Genomic DNA, 22,556 nt, shown 5'->3' on the forward strand with positions numbered 1-22,556 from the left:
CATCAACGAACTCATCATGTCTAAAACAGTTAATATTTCAAACTTAATTCCTCAAAAATCAGGTGAAGTAAAGCAAATTGGGCAGCTAGTTGGCTCTTCCTTATCACAATTTTGCGCTCAAGCTATAGATGCACATGAAGGTATAGTTGTGATTGTCACTGATGATATGCAACAAACCTCGCGCATTCATGAAGAACTAAAGCAGTTTACATCCTTCCCTTCTATTATCTTTCCAGATTGGGAAACATTGCCTTATGACAGCTTTTCTCCTCATCAAGATATCGTATCAGAACGCTTATCTTGCCTTTATCATCTTGGACATTTAACCAAAGGGGCGTTAATTTTACCCATTAATACCTTAATGCAAAAAGTCTGTCCACAAAGTTATTTGGGTGGACATGTTTTTATGATGAAAAAAGGCTTACAAATTAGCCGAGAACATTTACGCCTTCAACTTGAAAATGCTGGCTATCGTTCAGTCAGCCAAGTTATGGAGCATGGCGAATATGCTACTCGTGGAGCGCTTTTTGATATCTACCCCATGGGCAGTGATAAGCCTTATCGCATCGATTTTTTTGATGATGAAATCGACAGTATCCGTACTTTTGATGTCGAAACTCAACGTACCTTTGATGAAATTGCTGAAATACAATTGCTACCAGCCCATGAGTTTCCTTTCGATAAAACAGCTATTGAGTTGTTTCGTAGTCAATGGCGAGAACAATTTGAAGTTAGATTAGACTCAGAAAGCATCTATCAACAAGTTAGTAAAAATATTTTGCCAACTGGTATTGAATATTGGCAAGCACTGTTTTTTAACGAACCATTAACACCTCTATTTTCTTATTTTTTAACAAATAGCTTAATTATCAATACAGTTAATATTGAGCAATATGCTAACAAATATTGGCAAGATATTACCCAACGTTATGAAAGTCGCAAAGTCGATCCTATGCGACCATTACTTGCACCAAATGTTATTTGGTCTAAAACTGACGAGATTTTTGCCAATTTCAAAAACTACCCAAGAATGGTTTTATCGCATGCAATAACGATTGAATCAAATAAAAACGTTAATTTGCCTTATGTAGCATTACCTAATATTGCTATTGAGATCCAACAAAAAGATCCTTATTTGCAATTTCAAAAATTTGTTGAAAATTTTGCAGGAACAATCATCTTTTCGGTTGAATCAGAAGGACGCAAAGAGGCTTTACAAGAAATTCTTGGACGAATTCGTATTCACCCCACTACCATCAATTTACTTGATGAACGAAAAAACAGTGATAGCCGATTTTATTTAATCGTTGGAGCTAGTGAACAGGGCTTTATCAATCAGCAAGATAATTTTGCCTTTATTACTGAAAATGAGCTATTAGGACGACGAGTAGTTCGTCGTAAAAAAGAAAATAAACAAGCTATCAATACTGATTCACTTATTCGTAGTTTAGCTGAGCTAACACCCGGCAAACCCGTTGTCCATTTAGAACATGGCGTTGGTCGATATGCAGGACTTACCACATTAGAAACAGGTGGGATTACGGCTGAATATCTTATTCTATTATATGCCAATGACACCAAGCTTTATGTTCCTGTTTCATCATTAAATCTAATTAGCCGTTATTCTGGTGGCGATGAAGAAAACGCACCATTGAATAAATTAGGTACTGATGCTTGGAGTAAAGCACGGCAAAAAGCGGCCGAAAAAGTACGAGATGTTGCAGCTGAATTACTAGATATTTACGCTGAACGTGAAAGTAAACCCGGATTTGAATTTAAACAAGACCGAGAGCAGTATGAACTATTTTGCCAAGGGTTTCCTTATCAAGAAACTGATGATCAACAAAATGCCATTGGGGCAGTAATTGGCGATATGTGCTCTCCTTATGCCATGGATAGATTAGTCTGTGGTGATGTTGGATTTGGTAAAACAGAAGTAGCGATCCGAGCTGCTTTTTTAGCCGTTATTAATCATAAACAAACAGCAGTTTTAGTTCCTACAACTTTACTTGCAGAACAACATTACGAAAGCTTTTGTGATCGCTTTGCAAACTGGCCAATTCGCATAGAAAGCCTGTCTCGATTCAAAACCGCCAAACAACAAAAAAGTATTATAGAAGCTCTTGGTGAAGGCAAAATTGATATTGTAATTGGCACACATAAATTGTTACAAGAAGATATCAAATGGAAAGATTTAGGCCTGTTGATTGTTGATGAAGAACATCGTTTTGGCGTCCGCCAAAAAGAACGAATTAAAGCAATGCGAGCAAACATTGATATTCTAACACTAACCGCAACGCCAATTCCAAGAACCCTCAACATGGCAATGAGTGGTATGCGGGATCTTTCTATTATTGCGACCCCTCCAGCTCGCCGATTAGCAGTGAAAACCTTTGTTAGAGAATATGATGATCTCGTGATTAGAGAAGCCATTTTACGTGAAATTTTACGTGGTGGTCAGATTTATTACTTACACAATGATATTTCTGATATCGAAAAAGTAAGCGAAAAACTTGCAGAGCTGGTGCCCGAAGCACGAATTACCATTGGTCATGGGCAAATGCATGAACGCGACTTAGAGCGCGTAATGAATGACTTTCATCATCAACGTTTTAACATACTTGTTTGTACAACCATTGTTGAAACTGGTATCGACATTCCTAATGCCAATACCATTATCATTGATCGTGCCGATAAATTTGGTTTAGCCCAGTTACATCAGCTCAGAGGACGAGTTGGACGTTCTTATCATCAGGCTTACGCTTATCTATTAACCCCACATCCTAAATTACTCACTAAAGATGCCAAAAAACGCCTAGAAGCAATTGCCTCACTTGAAGATTTAGGTGCAGGTTTTGCTCTAGCCACACACGATCTTGAAATTCGAGGTGCTGGGGAGTTATTAGGCAGCGATCAAAGCGGCCAAATTGAGACCATTGGCTTTAACCTTTATATTGAGCTACTTGATGAGGCCGTCAAATCACTAAAAGAAGGCAAAGAGCCAACACTTGAATCATTAATCAATAATCAACAAACAGAAATTGAGTTACGCTTACCAACACTTATTCCTGATGATTTTATTCCCGATGTTAATACACGTTTATCACTATATAAACGTATTGCGAGTATCACCGATCTTATCGAACTCACCGATATTCAAGTTGAAATGCGTGATCGTTTTGGTAAATTGCCCGATGTAGTGCTTTTTTTACTAGAAACTACCAAAATCCGTTATCACGCAACTCAATTAGGCATTACTAAGATTGAATTTGGTGAAAAAGGCGGTTATATTGAATTCGGTAATAATAATAAGGTGTCAGTCGATTACTTAATTGAAATAATTCAAAAAGAACCAAAAAATTATCGCTTAGAAAGTTCAAATCGATTAAAATTACAAAAATCAGAATTGCAACGAATCGATCGCATTGAATATATTAAAAATTTGTTGTCTGATTTTGCAAGTCATCAAGAATGATAACTAAAATTACAATAAACGACTAAGAGAGCCACAATGAAAAAAAGCACACTTACTATAGGAATAATTGCTGTATTAGGTATGGCTTATGCAGGTACATCATGGTACAGCGGTAATATGATTGAAGAGCATATTGATGACCAATTAGCACTAATCACAAACAAAGTTAACCTGTCCCAAGATCTTTTCACATTTTCCGTTACTAAAAACCATTATGACAAAGGTATTTTTTCAACAAAAGTACATCTAACAGTGACCGTATCACCACGTGAATCGACTATTCAAGGTAGTTATCCAAAAAACTTATTTGATGACGATGTCACTATCCATCATGGTCCTTTTCCTATTGCTGCGCTTGCAAAAGGGACTTTTTCCCCACAATTGGCTTGGTTACAATATGAAATGAGTCAACAAGCAAATCCAACACTTTGGAAACTAGCGGGCAATCGACCGTTTATTAGTGGACATACAAGCGTGAGTTATGACGAATATATTACCGTTAAACTAGCAAGCAAAGCGATTAAAGCCTCGCAAAACGAAATCCCAACCATTCATGATAGTATCTTAGATATCAGTAACGGCAGTTATACCTTTAGTAGCTATACCGATGGTTCTGACATCAAGGCTGAAATCAAACTGGATAAATTAGTTTTTCTTTCTGACGATACCCATCATTTTAACTTTGATGACTTTAAACTGTCATTAAAGCCACTGACTACCACAGAAGACATCGATTATGAATTTAATATTGGCAATATTAACTACAGTTTTGATAGCTATCTTTCAAAAGGGAATTTTAATATTGACAACTTAAAATCAAAAGGTCGTGCTAACTACAAAAATCGAAATATTGATGAGCAAAGCAGTATTGATAAAATTACATTAAATTTCAAATCATCCACACCGAAAAACGAATCAGTGATTATTGACAAAATCGTGATGAGTCAAAAAAATATCTTAAATGATAGCAATAATACAATTGAAGGTTCGCTTGTAAGTCGTATTGGTTCGATTATTTACGGTCAACAAAATCTAGGTAGTGGATCATTTGATATTGACTTCAAAGGGGTTGGTAGACAATTTTTCGATCCTCACTTTGAAACAACTGATCCTGACATAAGTGAGAGCGACAAACACAATATTGAATTTTCGTTAAATAAATTGAATTGGCACAATGCTAGTGGCGACATTAATGTTAACTTATTGTTTAATATATCAGAAATAAATAGCTCAAATACTGATGTAGAAAACTATGACAAAATAAATACACTTAAATTCAATCTCGAAGCTCCGTTTGATGTTTTAGCTAGTTTGTCCGCACAAATCCAAAACCCTAACACTAAGCAAGTTACATCAGAACAAATTGCAAAAGAAAGCGCTGTAATAAAAACCAATGCCAAAATGTTTTTTAGTAGATCACCATTTTTTATCTTTAATAAAGATCAAACAGAAGGTATCTATTCTAATGTGGAGTATACAAAAGGCAATCAAAGCGTAAAGGTAAATGGACAATTACTAGATAAAAAAGATTTTTTTGGAAATTTCTAATTTATTTTAGCGACACTAAAAAAATTATAAAATGTTTCAATGATATTGGTTAATTTAGCGATTATTTTAGATTCAAGCGTAGTAGTTAACAATATATGCACCATAATATGCTAGGGTACTTATTTAAACTTGTATAGGTGCATTTTACAAAAAATCAAAAAACTATCGCCTAGAAAGCTCAAATCGATTAAAATTATAACAACTAGGATTACAATTAATTTATCACTTTGAATATATTAAAAGTTTGCTGGTTGATTTTATAAATCATCAGGAATGATAATTTAAAATATAATAAATAACTAAGAGAACTATAATGAAAAAAACCACACTTGCTATAGGAATATTTGCTGTATTAGGGGTTGCTTACGTAGGCACTGCATGGCATACAGGCAACATGATCGAAAATAACATCGATAATGAATTGGTACAAATTACAAACAAAATTAATCAAACTCAAAACGATTTTACGTTTAATATTATAAAAAGTAATTATGAAAAGAATATCTTTTCAACTAAATTGCATTTAACTATTACAGCATCACTCCAAAATGCTACAGGCGACGATGCTCAACCTAAAACCTTATTTTCTGATGATGTTACTATTCATCATGGTCCATTTCCTATCGCTGCACTCGCCAAAGGAAGTTTTGCGCCTAAAATGGCTTGGTTAGAATATGAAATGAGCGAACAAACTAATCCGACACTTTGGAAGCTAGCGGGCAATCAGCCTTTTATTACAGGACATGCAGGTATAAGTTATGGCGAATATATCACTGTTAAACTAGCAAGCAAAGCAATAAAAGTTACCCAAAATGAAGTTCCATTCTTTCCAAGAATTGATAGTGCATTAGAACTTGGTGAAGGCAAGTACACCTTTGGTAGTTATACTACTGGCTCTGACATATCAACTAAAATTGAAATTGATAAAATTTTATTAACCTACCCTGCATCATTTAATTCAAAACCAGTTTCGGTTGTTATTAATAAATTCGTTATGGACGAAAAAAATGTCCTAAATGACGTCACCAATACTGTCGATGGATCATTTTCAAGTAGTGTAGATTCAATTATTTATGGACAACAAAATCTAGGTTATGGCTCGATAGATATTGATTTTAAAGGACTTGATAAACATCTATTCACTAATCAATTGGGAATAGGTTATCCTGACTCAGATGATACAGAACAAAAGCATTATATTAATTTTTCGTTAAATAAATTGAATTGGCACAATCCTGCAGGCGATATTAATCTTAACCTAATTTTCAGTATGTCTGATGTAGATAGTACAGCTATTGATGAAGCTGATTACGATAAAATTGACTCACTAAAATTAAAACTTGAAGCACCATTTGATGTATTAGCGTATACGTCCGCACAGATCGAAAACCCTAACTCTAACACGGTAACACCAGAACAAATTGCTAAAGCAAATCAAAACCTACAAATGATGTCCGCATTTTTCATTAGTAGCTCTCAATATTTTACTTCAAGCAATGGTAAAACCAAAGGTATCTATTCTGATATAAGCCTAACCAAAGATAGTGATGAAGTTAACGTAAATGGTAAAAAAGTAACAAAAGAAGAATTCTTTGAACAATTATAATTAGCTAATTTATTATTCAAATTAACCTATTTAGTTCCGCCACTAATTTTGGCGGAATCTTATTATTTTTAACTTAAGCAAAAAAATTTATGAATACAAATTCATCATCCACAACAGAAAACCAATTTAAACGAACCATGAAAACCCGTCATTTAATTATGTTGTCACTGGGTGGCGTTATTGGCACAGGTTTATTTTTTAATACTGGTTATATTATTGCTACTGCTGGGGCTATTGGCGCTATTATTGCTTATTTAATTGGTGCATTAGTTGTTTATTTAGTGATGTTGTGCCTAGGCGAACTGGCTGTCGCTATGCCTGAAACAGGTGCATTTCACACTTATGCTTCTCGCTTTATTAGTCCTGGCACTGGTTATACCGTTGCTTGGCTGTATTGGTTAACTTGGACAGTGGCACTTGGTTCAAGTCTAACCGCAGCTGGATTATGTATGAAGTATTGGTTCCCTACTGTTTCGGTCTGGATTTGGTGTTTAATTTTTTGTATCGTAATCTTTGCATTAAACATTATAACCGCTCAATTCTTTGCCGAAAGTGAATTTTGGTTTTCAATCATTAAAGTCATCACTATTATTATTTTTATTGTTGCTGGAGCTGCTGCTATCTTTGGTTTTGTTCCTATGAAAAATGACATGCCAGCACCTTTTTTACACAATATTACCGATAATGGCTGGTTTCCTAATGGTATAACACCAATTATCATGACGATGGTTTCAGTTAATTTTGCCTTTTCTGGTACCGAGTTAATTGGTATTGCTGCGGGCGAAACTCATAATCCCGAAAAATCGATTCCACTTGCCATTAAAACAACAATTTTAAGATTGATTCTCTTTTTTATTGGAACCATTATTGTGTTAGCCTCTCTACTACCTATGGATCAAGCTGGCGTTATTACTAGTCCATTTGTAATGGTATTTGAAAATATCGGTATTCCATATGCTGCTGATATATTTAATTTTGTTATTGTAACCGCTATTTTATCAGCCGCTAATTCAGGACTTTATGCCTCTGGGCGTATGATGTGGTCGTTGTCTAATCAAGGTACACTACCAAAGTGCTTTGCTAAATTAACCAATAAAGGTATTCCAATGATCGCTATTGCAGTAAGTATGCTTGGTGGATTGTTAGCGTTATTTTCAAGCGTGATAGCTCCTGATACTGTATTTGTAGCATTAACCGCTATTTCTGGCTTCGCCGTGGTAGCAGTTTGGTTAAGTATTTGCATTTCACATTACTTTTTTAGAAAGAAACTATCCGAAAATCAAAAAAATGCCTTAAAATATAAAGCACCATTTTACCCTTTTGTGCCAATTTTAGGGTTTATTCTGTGTTTGATTGCTTGCATTGGTTTAGCATTCGATCCAGAACAACGCATTGCGCTTTATTGCGGTATTCCTTTTGTAATTGTCTGTTTTATTGCGCATCACTTTACCCAATCTTATCAAAAACGAGCAGTAAAAAATGACAAGTTATAATCCAATTAGTGCACTATTCAAACAAAAAAATCACATTATTATTGATGGTGCACTAGCCAGTGAACTACAACGCCGTGGATGCGATCTTAATGATAGTCTATGGTCGGCAAAAGTATTAATTGAAAAGCCCGAACTGATCTATCAAGTTCATTATGACTATTTTAAAGCTGGCGCCGATTGCGCTATCACCGCCAGCTATCAAGCCACACCAGTAGGGTTTGAAAAAAAAGGAATTACGTTTGATGAATCTATCAAATTAATAAAAAAAAGCGTTGAACTTGCACAGCAAGCTAAACAGCAGTATTTGAATGAAACAAAGCAAAATAAAACATTATTGATTGCTGGGTCAGTTGGTCCCTATGGAGCATATCTTGCTAATGGGTCAGAATATACTGGCGACTATCAACTAACTGAAGCTGAATTTATTGATTTTCACCGTGATCGCATTCAAGCCTTGATTAATGCCCAAGTTGATATCCTTGCTTGTGAAACTCTACCTTCTTTTGCTGAAATTAAAGCGTTAGTTAAATTGATACAGCAGTTTCCAACTATCAATGCATGGTTTTCGTTTACATTAAAAGATGCCCTGCATCTTAGCGATGGCACACCATTATCACAAGTAATAGATTATTTAAACAACTTCGAGCAAATTGTAAGCCTTGGTATTAACTGCATTGCGTTAGAAAGTGTTACTCCAGCATTAGAAGTGCTAAATAAGCTTACAACCAAACCATTAATTGTTTATCCAAATTCAGGTGAACAATATGATCCAATAACAAAACAGTGGCACAAGAACCATCAACATGATTGCACCTTCAAAAATCAACTACCAATCTGGACAAAATTAGGTGCAAAATTAATTGGCGGTTGCTGCCAAACAACACCGAATGATATTAAAGAGATTGTGAGATTATTAAAGGATTATTAATTTTATTGTGATTGGATTTTGAGCATGAAGAGCTATTATAGTTTTGCGATAATATCTTAAACGGCTTCAAATCCAATCAAATTAAACCAACAAAACCATCAGTTAAACACTTGATTTTATTTTCTTCTATCAAGTTAAAGCCTGATAGTCCAGTCAATAATTCCCTAGTACAATGAAAAGCTACTGAACAATTAATAATTAAACTTAATTCATTTGATTATAAATCGCAATTAATAGCACTACAAATAAGTGCAATGTTCCATCCTAAATTTTTACTATCTATCATTTGAAGGAAGCAATTAACTTTTCTAAAATAAACCGACTCGTTTCACTTTTCTTGTTTTGGATAAATATGTCCATTTTTTAATAAATTACCGTATTAAGCAATTCATAAATAAATGAATACACAAATTTAATTGCAAGATCAGATTAAATAATATTTAATTGAATAATATCATTAAAAAGGCAGCTATATTAAAAAGCTGCCTTAAAATTATAGACAAAATTAAATTTACTTAATGATTAAAAATTAACCTCAGTCCCAACAAAGTATCGTCTACCTTCTAAGGTTTTACCAAAATCATCGTTAGTTACATTTTTATCAAATAGATTATAAACACCGGCATAAACCTTAGCTTGTTTATGTATTTGATAAGATGCACCGATGTCCCAGAAAGTATAACCAGGATATTCAACTTTTGTGCCATCACGGTTATTAGACGATTCCATGCCATAATAGGCCATTTTTGTCCATAAATCCCATTGTTGGGTGACATACCAATCTAATTGAGTATTGAATTTTTGTTTAGGGGTTCGATTTAAAGATCGTCCTTTAAATTGCCCACTTTTTTGTTCTGTTTTTGTCCAAGAATAGTTAGATGTTAATAGGAAATCAGTAAATAAAGGCGTTTTAAATGAAAATTCAAAGCCTTTAAGATCAGCTTTGCCAACATTTTCACGGCCTTGTATAAAGTCAAATTTTTTACTATAACCATTCAACAAACACTTGCTTCCTTTTTTACGATTACAAATATAATATGATTGAATTTTGTCTTTATATTTTGTGTAAAATGCAGTTGCAGAGGCATCAATACCATAATCATTGGTATAACCTATACCAATTTCGAAATTATTTGTTTTTTCTGGTTTTAAATCTGGATTTCCAATGATTACACCATCAGAATATCCACCACCAGTAACTTGCCCCCAATCCGTCACCACATAACGTAATTGTGGTGTAGCATAACCAGTAGAATAACCGCCTTTTAACGTAAAGTTATCATCAATATTCCACACACTGTAAACTCTTGGATTCCAGTTGCTACCATAATTTTCATCTTTGTTATAACGTAATCCTAATGTTAAACTCCAATTTTCTAAAATACGTAACTCATCTTCTCCAAATAACGCATAATTCCAACGATCAATTTTAGATAATGTCGTTTTTAGTTGATTTCCTTCGTCATGCAACTCTTGATAATTATATTTTCCGCCTAAAGTCAGCATGTTAATACTAAAAGGAATAGTAACACGTGTATCTACATCCGTATTACGAATTTTCATGTTCCTTTTTGGGTTATTATTTCCTTCATAAGAGACAAATGAAGTTGTAGAGACATCACCAAACAAACCATTATGTGTTAAAGCAAACGTATTTCGTCTATTATCTCTATTAAAATCACTTCTAGATTTATCTCTTGTTTTTCCTGCAGTTGCATTACTATTTTGTAAAGCTCGTCCAAAATCGAGATCAAATTTTTGTGTGTCTGTAGCATTTAAAGACAATTTACCATTTAAACTACGTAATTTTTGTCCTGCATGACCAGCAAGAAATTTATCTTCATGACGATTTGAATACTGCCCATAAAGTTGTATACCTAAAACGTCATCAATAATCGGTCCCATGGTCGAAAAACTGCCAGTATATGTATCTTTTTCTTTTGAACGATAAGGAATAACCGATTCTAAACGTATACCACTTTGCCATTTATTTGACACTTTTTTGGTAATAATATTAACAACCCCTCCCATCGCATCAGAACCATATAATGACGACATAGGGCCTCGCACAACCTCAATACGTTCAATTGCCGTTAATGGTGGTAACCATCCTTGTTCAAATCCTGAATTATCACTATTTGGTCTTGTTTCGCGGGTACTAACCTTTTTGCCATCTACTAATATTAGGGTATATTTGGCATCCATGCCTCGAATACTAATATCAGTAGAATCACCACCACCAGTAATATTTACTCCAGGAATATCCTTCAACGCATCTGTGACATCACGATAAGGTTTTTTTTCAATTTCTTCTGGTGTAATTACCGAAATGGTAGCCGGTGCTTCTTTGACTTGTTGAGAAAACCCCGATGCAGTAACAACCATGGTGTCAGTATCTGAATTGCTAGCTGCTATAGCAGCTGTCGATAATGACAACAAAATACTAGTATTAATGACATTTGTAGCCAATTTAATCTTCTTTTTTGCTTTCATTGTTATAACCCTATTATTTATAATGACATTTATAGATTTATAAGATATATGAAGACTACACTATATGAGAATGATTATCAATATCTTTAAAAAATTATTTATAGCTAGACAAATCCTTTTTGTTAAATGATAATAATTATCATTTATATAAACACAGGAAAATTTGAGATGAATAAAAAGAAAAAGATATTTTTAAGTAGTATTGCATCGATTATATTAAGTTTAACTGGTTGCCAATCAACGACAACAATGAGTGTAACTGCCAACAACCAAACGGTACAAGTTCCTAAGTCGCCCGAAAAAGTTGTTGTCATGAACTATGGGGCATTAGATACTTTAGATGCGTTAGGTAAAGGTTCGATAGTTGTTGCAACTCCACTATCAGTTATCCCTTCTTATTTGCAACAATTTAACAAAACATCAATTACCGATACAGGCAATATGAAAGAACCCAATATTGATGCAATCAGACAAGTTAAGCCAGATTTAATTATTATTGATGGCCGTCAAGCTAGTAAAACTGAAGATCTATCTAAAATTGCACCAGTCATTAATTTAAGTGTTAACGCCCAAAATTATGTTGAATCAACCAAAAATCATATCCACCTACTGGCAAATATTACAGGCACAGAGAGTAAAGCTGATAATATTATTCAGTCATTAGATGAAAAAATTCAACATGCCCGAGCAGTAGCCGAAGCTAGTTCCAAAAAAGCTATTGTTGCTATTCATAACGATGGGAAGATGATTCTTATCAATTCAAGTTCCAGCGCGGCATTGATTCACGATGTACTAGATGTTAAACGAGCGGTACCACTCACCGTTATGCCCGCAAATAACTTAATAGGCAAACCAAAACCAATTTTTATTGATGATAATTACATTAAATCAGTCAAACCTGATATTATTTTTGTTGTTGATCGTAGCAAAGCAATCGGCAATCAAGGTATGGCTGAGCACTTTTTTTCACAAAAAGTATTAAACAAAAGCAAAACACAGGTTGTTTATTTAACTCCTGATCTTTGGTATTTGTCGGGTGGTGGTGCTGAAAGCATAGATCGTCAAATTGACGAAATCATTAATGCATTAAGATAATATAACTTGATTGTTAACTTTCTATTTTTTAAATAGCCTTTATTGTCAATAAAGGCTTTATTTTATACTGATAAATATCAGAGAAATACTTAATAAATAATTCTTTTTATTCAAACGAACTACTTTCCGAGTTATTACTAATACTTAATAGATAAGCCAAAGCATTGCTAATGTAAATTTGAAATTAGAAAATCGGTATATTAACTATGATGAAATGTGATAAAATGCCGACTTTATTTTGATTTGTAAACGATAATTAACAAATATTGTTTATTGAATTCTCAAACAATACCTCTTTAATATAACACACTATTATAAATACTATGAATATGTTACCCCCTACAATTGGATTTGTGAGCCTTGGCTGTCCTAAAAATTTAGTTGACTCTGAACGAATTTTAACCGAACTGCGTACACAAGGTTATCAAGTCGTACCTAGCTATGACAATGCCGATCTGGTCATTGTAAACACTTGTGGATTTATTGACAGTGCAGTACAAGAATCTCTAGAAGCAATCGGCGAAGCTCTTAATGAAAACGGCAAAGTCATTGTAACTGGATGCCTTGGTGCCAAAGAAGATCAAATTAGGACTGTACACCCAAAAGTACTTGAAATATCAGGTCCACACAGCTATGAAGCGGTACTAAATCATGTTAATAAATATGCACCAAAACCTGCTTATAATCCATTTACCAGTCTAGTCCCCCAACAAGGTATAAAACTAACACCAAAACATTATGCTTACCTAAAAATTTCTGAAGGTTGTAATCATAGTTGTACATTTTGCATTATTCCATCATTACGAGGTGAAATGATTAGTCGCCCTATTGGTAACGTACTTGATGAAGCAAAACGACTAGCCGACAGTGGTGTTAAAGAATTATTAGTTATTGCACAAGACACTTCAGCTTACGGCGTTGATATCAAAAACAGGACCAGTTTCTGGAATGGAATGCCATTAAAAACTGATATTCAAACGCTTTGCGAACAATTATCAAGTTTGGGAATTTGGGTCAGATTGCATTATATGTATCCTTATCCAAGTGTCGATAATCTAATTCCATTAATGGCAGATGGTAAAATTTTGCCTTATTTAGATGTGCCATTACAACACGCAAGTCCAACAATTTTAAAATCAATGAAACGACCTGGAACCATTGAAAGAACCTTAGAACGTATCCATAAATGGCGAGAAATCTGTTCTGATATCACGTTACGTTCAACTTTTATTGTTGGTTACCCTGGTGAAACAGAACAAGATTTTGAATTACTGCTCGACTTTTTATCACAAGCGCAATTAGATCGCGTTGGCTGCTTTCCATACAGTCCTATAGAAGGTGCTGAAGCCAATAAACTTGCCGATCAAATTCCTGAAGCAATAAAACAAGAACGTTTTGATCGCTTTATGCAACTACAACAAAAAATCTCAACGCAAAAATTACAAGCCAAAATTGGCAAAACGCTAGCTGTCATTATTGATGAAGTTGATGATGAAGGTGCAATAGGTCGTAGTATGGCTGATGCCCCTGAAATCGACGGCGTTGTTTATTTAAACGAAGAAAACCAAGTCAAAGTCGGTGATATTGTTCAGGTTAACATTGAGCATTCCGATGAGTACGATCTATGGGGAACGGTTAAACGTTAATTAACACCATGAAACAACATTATAAACACGAAGTAAAAAATCTGGTTAAATTGGCAGTTCCGGTGCTAATTGCGCAAGTATCGCAAACTGCGATCACCTTTGTTGATACTATCATGGCAGGCAATTATAGTAAAACGGCACTTTCTGGGGTAGCCATTGCTGTCTCGATATGGCTACCTACCATCTTATTTGGGCAAGGTTTACTCACTGTTTTAACGCCAATTATTTCAAACCTAAATGGTGCAGCTAAACGAAACCAAGTTGCCGATCATACTCGGCAAGGCGTTGTCATCGCATTGGTATTATCAGTGCTTATGATGTTAGTTCTCTATCATTCCGACCTAATAATAAACTTAAGAAGCTCGGACGATCACCCTATTGATCCAGAAATGATGGACGTGGCAACCAAATTTTTACGTGCCATAATGTGGGGTGTGCCAGCATTCTTGCTTTTCTTGGTCTACCGCAATCAATGTGAAGGGCTATCAAACACAAAGCCAGCCATGGTGATTATATTCATTGCCCTTCTTGCCAACATTCCAATTAATTACGTTTTAATCTATGGAAAATTAGGCTTACCTGCTTTTGGTGGGGTCGGCTGTGGCATTACAGCGACAATCATCTTTTGGCTCATGTTTATATTAATACGCTTATATACACTCACTAGCGCAAGCCAACGCGACATTCGCCTAACACCAATCACCAAACTAGTTGATTTTGCTATAATCAAAAAAATTGTTGTGCTTGGTACTCCTCTTGCTCTCGCTTACTTTTTTGAAATGAGCTTATTTGCTGTGATTGCATTATTAATTGCCCCATTAGGTCAAATAACCGTTGCTGCACATCAAATTATATTCACCATCAGCAGTTTAACCTTCGCTATTCCATTATCTCTTGGGGTTGCTACTAGTATTCGTGTCGGTTATTTACTGGGCAAAAGAAAACCAGTTTTAGCCAAACAAACTTCTTACATTAGTTTAGCCATATCCTTAGCAATCGCCATTATAGTTGCATTAATTTTAGTTATTTTTAGTTCACAAATCATCACCATATTTACACAAGAAAATGCTGTAATTGCTATTTGTATGCAACTTATTATTTTACTCGCTATTTATCAAGCGTCTGACTATTTACAAGTAGTAGCTAGTAATGTGCTTCGAGGTTATAAAGACACTAAAAGCATTTTTTTTATTACTCTACTTTCTTATTGGGTAGTCGGATTGCCAGTTGGTTATGTTTTAGGATTAACCGACCTAATCATTCAACCAATTGGCGCAGCTGGTTTTTGGATAGGTATTATATCAGGACTTGCTGTTGCGGCATTACTATTAATAGCTAGGATGATCTATATTCAAAAACAACCCGTTGAAGTTATTTTAGAATGGGCATCAAAGTAAAATCATCTATATAAAAATTTAATAATATAGAAAGGATTAACTACATTTTTATAATAACCAATTATTGAATTTTCAATAATTAAACAAAAAATGGGTTAATCCTTTTGATTAATACTCATTATTTAAATAAAAAAACGCCATCAATACTTTCACTGATGGTGTTTTTTAGTATAATAAATTAACTATTTCAATAAACTATTTGCTTGCGCAAGTACATTTTCAACAGTAAAGCCGAATGCTTTAAATAGTTGATCAGCTGGACCTGACTCACCAAAGCTTGTCATGCCAACGACTTTGCCGTTAAGACCAACATATTTATACCAGTAATCGCTGATACCAGCTTCAATAGCTAGGCGAGCTGTCACTGATGATGGCAATACTGACTCTCTATAAGTGCTATCTTGTTTATCAAACGCATCAGTTGATGGCATTGACACAACTCGCACTTTTTTACCTGCTTGTGTAAGTTGATGATAAGCTTCAACTGCAAGTTCTACTTCTGAACCAGTAGCAATAATTATCAACTCTGGAGTACCAGTACAATCATTTAAGATATAACCGCCTCGATAGACATTGGCTAATTGTTCAGCTGTACGTTCTTGTTGTTTTAAATTCTGTCTTGAGAAGATTAATGCAATTGGACCATCTTTGCGCTCAATACCATACTGCCAAGCAATAGCTGATTCTACTTGGTCACATGGGCGCCAAGTACTCACATTTGGCGTAACTCGTAAGCTTGCCATTTGCTCGACGGGTTGATGCGTTGGGCCATCTTCACCCAAGCCAATTGAATCATGTGTATAAACAAATAATGAACGGATTTTCATTAACGCAGCCATACGAATAGCATTGCGTGCGTACTCCATAAACATTAAGAATGTTGCACCATAAGGAATAAATCCGCCATGTAAGGCAATACCGTTCATGATTGCTGACATACCAAACTCACGCACACCATAATGGATATAGTTACCATCAGCATTAGCTAAAATTTCTTTAGAGCCTGACCACATGGTTAAGTTACTTGGTGCTAAATCTGCTGAACCACCTAAAAATTCAGGTAAAGCTGGCGCAAATGCTTCGATAGCATTTTGTGATGCTTTACGAGTAGCTATTGTTGCAGGGTTTGCTTGTAGTTTATTAACCACATCGTTAGCAATTTGTGACCAGTCTGCAGGCAGATCACCATTAACGCGACGCTTGAATTCTTTAGCTAATTCAGGATAGGCCTTAGCATAAGCATCAAAACGAGCATTCCATTCATCTTCGTGCTGTTTACCTTTTGCTTTCGCATCCCAAGCATCATAATAATCTTTAGGAATTTCAAAAGCAGGATAATTCCAACCTAATGATTTACGGGTTGCTTCAATTTCAGCATCACCTAAAGGTGCACCATGACTTTCATGGCTACCTGCTTTATTTGGCGAACCAAAACCAATTACCGTTTTACACATTAGTAGTGATGGTTTATCACTTACTGCTTGCGCTTGTTCAATCGCTTGTTTTAAGGCTTTAGCGTCATGCCCATCAATACCACGAATAACATGCCAACCATAAGATTCAAAACGTTTTGCGGTATCATCAGTAAACCAACCTTCTACCTCACCGTCGATTGAAATTCCATTATCGTCATAAAATGCAATTAGTTTACCTAGCTTTAACGTGCCTGCTAATGAACACACTTCGTGCGATATTCCTTCCATCATACAACCATCGCCCATAAACACATAAGTATGGTGATCAACAATAGTATGACCTGCTTTATTAAATTGTGCCGCTAATGTTCTTTCTGCAATTGCCATACCTACAGCATTGGCAATACCTTGCCCAAGTGGACCTGTGGTTGTTTCGACACCTGGCACATAACCATATTCAGGGTGTCCTGCAGTTTTTGAATGCAACTGACGGAAATTTTTAAGATCATCAATCGTCACATCATAACCAGTTAAATGCAATAGGCTATAAATCAACATAGATGCATGACCATTTGATAAAACAAAACGGTCACGATCAGCCCATTTAGGATTGGTTGGATTGTGTTTTAAAAAGCCACGCCAAAGTACTTCGGCCATATCCGCCATACCCATAGGTGCACCAGGATGGCCTGATTTTGCTTTTTGCACGCCATCCATGCTTAATGCCCTTATCGCATTCGCCAGTTCGCGGTGAGATAGTGTGGTTGCATTCATGTCATCATCTCCAAAAAATTTTGAGTTTAAATTTGTTAATACCTGCAAGGTTAACATCACTTGCAAAATCGTTATTTAAATTAACGAAAGAAATAGCATAAAAATGGGGAGCATACTCCCCAATTGTTTTATATGATTATAACAATGCGCCAATCATATCTTCTAATTTGCCTTGATCTACGGCAAAAGCACGAATCCCTTCGGCTAATTTTTCAACTGCCATAGCATCGCTATTATGTTGCCATCTAAATTCGGCCTCAGTCATTGGCGCAGGACGAGCAACTATGGTTTGATTTGGATTGAGCTTCTGTACAACAGGCGCATTTGATTGTTGCATTTCGGCTAATAGATTAGGTGAAATAGTTAATCTATCACAACCTGCTAATGCTAAAATCTGATCGACCTTACGAAAGCTAGCCCCCATAACAATAGTTTTATAACCGTGTTGTTTATAATAATTAAAGATATTACGCACAGAAATTACGCCCGGATCTTCATCCGCAACATAAGGTTCGATTGATTTTTTAGCTTGATACCAATCATAGATTCGGCCCACAAAAGGCGAAATTAAAAATGCATTTACTTCAGCACAAGCACGTGCTTGTGCGAACGAAAATAGCAAAGTTAAATTACAGTTTATCCCTTCTTTTTCTAGCACTTCAGCCGCTTTAATACCTTCCCAAGTTGAAGCAATTTTAATTAAGATACGTGACTTATCAATACCCTTTTCTTCATAAAGTGCAATAATTTCACGTGCCTTTTCAATACATCCTTGTTTATCAAAAGACAAACGGGCATCCACTTCGGTCGAAATACGACCAGGAACTGTTTTTAAAATTTCGGCGCCAATATTAACTGCAACCTGATCACACGCATTAACTAATTGTTGTTCTTTACTGCCACCAATTTTTTTCGCAGTTTCAACTGCAGAATCAATTAAATAACGATATTGAGGAAGTTGCGCTGCTTTCAAAACGAGGGAAGGATTGGTTGTTGCATCTTCGGGGGAAAACTGCTTAATAGAATCGATATCACCAGTATCGGCTACCACTACAGTTAATTTTTTAAATTCATCTAATTGACTCATACATTTTATCCTCATACAACGTTTTACTATAATGAAAGTATAATAACATTTATTCAACAATAAAACGACTTTGTCATGAGGTGGTCATTAATCTATCTTGTTGTCAAAAATCAGATAGGCTAAAAACATAAAATGTAGCCTCAGACTCTGATAATATAGAATCACTTATCCATGTTTGCTAGCTTATCCATACAAATAAAATTAATTCTGTGAATTTAATCACAAAATCAAATCAGCGTTAATTAGCATCATTTATCTATGATGCAACAAAATAATTGACAACACATTATAAATGTAAAAAGTTACTGATTCATGATTCAATTAAACCCAAACATATTCAACATTACCAGCTAAGTGACAGTTTGAACAAGAGTGACACTTATTAGTTTGGCAAAACAATAGCTGATCTTGTACTATGAGCTTTATCATCCCTTTTTTAATCCAAAACCCTAACATCTGCTCAGCTGCACTTTCAGGTAAACGAAAATGGCGTGCAACATCTTGCAATGGTACACGGCCTTTTAATTGTACATAATCACGAATCGACGTTATTAACATAGCAATAATCCGATAATTAAAGTTACAGAAAAATCACAAATCTTTTCTCTATCTATATTTTTACAAATTAGCTAGCCAGCTACTTACTGACAGCATGATGATTCTTTACACTGTTGTAGATTCGGTTCCGTTTGTTGGTTAAATGATGAATATCGCCCTAAAATACGCATAAACAATAGTGCTACAACAATAAATACACTACATCCCAAAAGCCACCAACCTGCCATAGTAGAATGCCCAAGCAAAGTAAATTGATAATAAATCGTTGCTGTTAGCCATGCGATAGTAAAAGTCCAAATTGCCACAAATATCATCCATCTAAAACCAGCCTCTCGGTACACAGCTCCTAATGCAGCAGCACAAGGTGTATAAAGTAAAATGAAGATCAAATAACTCATCGCATTCGAAGACGAACCAAAAGCGCCCTTGATTTGAGAAATTGTTACCGAATTTACATCCAAATCAGACTGAAGTGAATCAATATTTTGTGAAACTGTATTAAACCCTAGTGGATCTAATACTGCATCTGATAGATCAACTAAATTCTTAGGAATCGTTGCCAACGCATCTACAATCCCTTGTGATAAATCAAATGACTTGGTTGCTTGCTCATTGTCATCGCCCATCGAATAAAGCGAATTAAGCGTTGCAATCACCGACTCCTTAGCAAAAATACCCGTAAAAATTCCCACCGTTGCGGGCCAATTATCGTGTTTAATCCCCATTGGTGAAAATGCTGGAGTGATTGTTTGGCTAACAACAGAAAGCATAGAGTCCTGCGAACTTTCGTGTCTAAACGAACCATCACTCCCCCATGAATTAAGCATACTTAATATTGTTACCATCAACACAATGGCTTTACCTGCTTTAAAAACAAACGACTTTAAACGCTGCCAAGTTAAACTAATTAGACTACTTAAAGTCGGAATACGATACACTGGCATTTCCATAATAAACGGTGTTAATGAACCTTTTAATAGCGTAAATTTAAGTATAAATCCAGTTATCATTGCCACAACTACACCAAGCAAATATAAGGCAAACACCACTATAGAGGCATTTTTAGGAAAAAATATCACGGCGAATAAAGCATACACCGGCAATCTAGCTCCACATGACATGAAAGGAATCATACAAATTGACATAATACGATCACGAGGACTTTCTAACGTTCGCGTGCCCATAATGGCTGGCACACCACAACCGAAACCCACTAACATTGGCACAAATGCTTTTCCCGGCAAACCAATGCAACGCATCAGCCGATCGATTACCATTGCTGCTCGCGCCAAATAACCAGAATCTTCCAAAAAAGACAAACAAAAAAACATCGCCCCAATGACAGGAATAAAAGTTGAAACCGTTTGAATACCACGACCAATCCCATTACCCAAAATAGCCGTAAGCCAATTCGGTGCATTGATAGCATGAAGTAACTGCGTTGAACCATCGACAAAAATAGTACCACACAGCACATCAAAAAAATCAATAAACACAGTCCCAAAATTAATCGCTAGCATAAACATGGCATACATTGCGAGTAAAAAGAACGGAATACCAGTAATACGCCCTAAGGTGATATTATCCAATATGTCTGAAAATCGACGACTAAGTTCACGTGGTTTATCAATCACTTTCTTACAAATTGTATCAATCGTATCATAACGTGCACTAGCAAGCGCCACATCAATTTCATTATCACACCATTTTGCAAGCAATGAACGGCAGTTTGCAAACATCTCTTTTTCGCATTCGAGTAAGTTATAACGCGAATCATCTAATAACGCATCCATCAATTGCCAACGATTGAATTGATGCACAACACTATCATCTGGTAACTCACAAATACAACGATTAATCACCGCTTGCTGATCATCGCCAAGCAAATCAATCGACGGTTGAGCTACTTGTAGCGTGATTACCATGTTTTCGATTTGTTGATAAAAGCACGATAGCCCCATTTTTTGGGTTGATGATAATGCCACAACAGGGCAACCTAACAGTGTTGACAACATATCAACATTAATCTGTTCGCCCATGGCTTTAACTGCATCCATCATATTTAATACAACAATCATTGGCACTTGCAAGTCAATTAACTGACAAGTTAAATACAGACTACGTTGCAAATTAGTTGCATCCATAATATTAATAATAACACTATCACTATCAGACAACACAAACTGACGTGCGATAAGCTCATCTTGTGAAACACTAAGTGGGTCTGGTTCGATCGAATATGTACCAGGCAAATCAACGACTTCATATTGTGCATTATGATAAGTAAAAACACCTGTCTTACGTTCAACAGTCACTCCAGGCCAATTTCCTACACGTTGCTTTGAGCCAGTTAATAAATTAAATAATGTCGTCTTACCACAGTTAGGGTTACCAATTAATGCTATCTTCATTTACTTACCTCCATAACTTCAATAGCTTGTGCTTCTTTACGACGCAAACAAAGCCAAAATCCACGCATTTTAATTTCAATCGGATCACCAAATGGTGCAACTCGCACAACCAGAACCTTACACCCTGGTGTAATCCCCATTGCAAGTAACTTTCGACGAAAAGGTAACGATTCGGGTAACAACCTAGTAATAACCGCCTCGTGGCCTAAAGGTAACTGGTTAAGAGTAAAAAATGACATTACGCTTCCTAAAAATGACAACAGTGCTGATATAAATAATCATATAAAATTAAAAATACATATTTTAGAAAGAAATGAAGTTATTTTTAGTGTAAAAATGCGAATTATTCTCAACAAAAATAAATAAACAGTAAAAAAATAGTAAATATAATTAAACAATAAAAAATACAAACTCAAACCTTCGCTGTGTTGTGTTTCTAAATAGGTAAAATAAATACTCACGATGTAAATACCCCAAACTTAGTACACTCTCACGTAGAAAATTAAGCTGCCTGTTTTCGTGTTTTTAATTCAATAGGCATCATATTATTTGATGTCTTATGTGTAAGATATTACTAATATTGTTTACGGTAATTTGAGAAACTACTGTAATAATTAGTCGTAAAAAACA

At 35.3% G+C, this 22,556-nt stretch carries 14 protein-coding genes; 8 read left to right on the top strand and 6 right to left on the bottom strand.

The features are described from left to right. Nucleotides 1-16: 16 nt before the first annotated feature. From mfd to mmuM, 5 genes are all read left to right on the top strand, one after another. Nucleotides 17-3,475: a transcription-repair coupling factor gene (gene mfd, locus ACGH80_RS02995; protein WP_411630506.1), complete on the top strand. Its 3,459-nt coding sequence runs from the start codon at nucleotides 17-19 to the stop codon at nucleotides 3,473-3,475. A 36-nt stretch (nucleotides 3,476-3,511) separates the two neighbouring features. Beyond that, nucleotides 3,512-5,023, top strand: coding sequence for a YdgA family protein (locus tag ACGH80_RS03000; RefSeq protein ID WP_411630507.1), 1,512 nt, complete (start codon nucleotides 3,512-3,514; stop codon nucleotides 5,021-5,023). A 313-nt stretch (nucleotides 5,024-5,336) separates the two neighbouring features. Then, nucleotides 5,337-6,629: a DUF945 family protein gene (locus ACGH80_RS03005; RefSeq protein ID WP_174798553.1), complete on the top strand. Its 1,293-nt coding sequence runs from the start codon at nucleotides 5,337-5,339 to the stop codon at nucleotides 6,627-6,629. Between the two features lie 89 nt (nucleotides 6,630-6,718). Continuing rightward, a complete protein-coding gene (gene mmuP / locus ACGH80_RS03010) occupies nucleotides 6,719-8,122 on the top strand; it encodes an S-methylmethionine permease (RefSeq protein ID WP_411630508.1) in 1,404 nt (467 codons plus the stop codon). Next, entirely contained in the window at nucleotides 8,109-9,050 is a 942-nt protein-coding gene (gene mmuM, locus ACGH80_RS03015; protein ID WP_411630509.1) for a homocysteine S-methyltransferase, read from the top strand. Before mmuP ends, mmuM begins: the two co-directional genes overlap by 14 nt. Nucleotides 9,051-9,572: 522 nt before the next feature. On the opposite strand, the gene ACGH80_RS03020 is transcribed toward mmuM, so the two are convergent. After that, nucleotides 9,573-11,543, bottom strand: a complete 1,971-nt coding sequence (locus ACGH80_RS03020) for a TonB-dependent receptor domain-containing protein (RefSeq protein ID WP_034911754.1) — start codon at nucleotides 11,541-11,543, stop codon at nucleotides 9,573-9,575. Between the two features lie 168 nt (nucleotides 11,544-11,711). On the opposite strand from ACGH80_RS03020, the gene ACGH80_RS03025 reads away from it, so the two are divergent. From ACGH80_RS03025 to ACGH80_RS03035, 3 genes are all read left to right on the top strand, one after another. Next, nucleotides 11,712-12,638: a siderophore ABC transporter substrate-binding protein gene (locus tag ACGH80_RS03025; RefSeq protein WP_411630510.1), complete on the top strand. Its 927-nt coding sequence runs from the start codon at nucleotides 11,712-11,714 to the stop codon at nucleotides 12,636-12,638. A gap of 329 nt (nucleotides 12,639-12,967) precedes the next feature. Further along, nucleotides 12,968-14,284, top strand: coding sequence for a 30S ribosomal protein S12 methylthiotransferase RimO (gene rimO / locus ACGH80_RS03030; RefSeq protein ID WP_411592662.1), 1,317 nt, complete (start codon nucleotides 12,968-12,970; stop codon nucleotides 14,282-14,284). A gap of 8 nt (nucleotides 14,285-14,292) precedes the next feature. Then, complete coding sequence (locus tag ACGH80_RS03035) at nucleotides 14,293-15,681, top strand: MATE family efflux transporter (protein ID WP_411630511.1); 1,389 nt, start codon at nucleotides 14,293-14,295, stop codon at nucleotides 15,679-15,681. 182 nt (nucleotides 15,682-15,863) lie between these two features. Here ACGH80_RS03035 and tkt read toward each other — a convergent pair whose 3' ends face one another. The 5 genes from tkt to ACGH80_RS03060 all read right to left on the bottom strand — a co-directional run bounded on the left by tkt (nucleotide 15,864) and on the right by ACGH80_RS03060 (nucleotide 22,165). After that, nucleotides 15,864-17,870, bottom strand: coding sequence for a transketolase (tkt, locus tag ACGH80_RS03040; protein ID WP_411630512.1), 2,007 nt, complete (start codon nucleotides 17,868-17,870; stop codon nucleotides 15,864-15,866). Between the two features lie 136 nt (nucleotides 17,871-18,006). Next, nucleotides 18,007-18,957, bottom strand: a complete 951-nt coding sequence (gene tal, locus ACGH80_RS03045) for a transaldolase (RefSeq protein ID WP_411630513.1) — start codon at nucleotides 18,955-18,957, stop codon at nucleotides 18,007-18,009. 321 nt (nucleotides 18,958-19,278) lie between these two features. Beyond that, entirely contained in the window at nucleotides 19,279-19,515 is a 237-nt protein-coding gene (locus ACGH80_RS03050; protein ID WP_065575337.1) for a FeoC-like transcriptional regulator, read from the bottom strand. A gap of 83 nt (nucleotides 19,516-19,598) precedes the next feature. Next, complete coding sequence (feoB, locus tag ACGH80_RS03055) at nucleotides 19,599-21,926, bottom strand: Fe(2+) transporter permease subunit FeoB (RefSeq protein WP_411630514.1); 2,328 nt, start codon at nucleotides 21,924-21,926, stop codon at nucleotides 19,599-19,601. After that, nucleotides 21,923-22,165, bottom strand: coding sequence for a ferrous iron transport protein A (locus ACGH80_RS03060; RefSeq protein ID WP_065589913.1), 243 nt, complete (start codon nucleotides 22,163-22,165; stop codon nucleotides 21,923-21,925). Before ACGH80_RS03060 ends, feoB begins: the two co-directional genes overlap by 4 nt. Between the last annotated feature and the right edge of the window lie 391 nt (nucleotides 22,166-22,556).

The sequence above is a fragment of the Gilliamella sp. BG1 genome (assembly GCF_046635625.1).
GTDB classification, from domain to species: domain Bacteria; phylum Pseudomonadota; class Gammaproteobacteria; order Enterobacterales; family Orbaceae; genus Gilliamella; species Gilliamella bombi.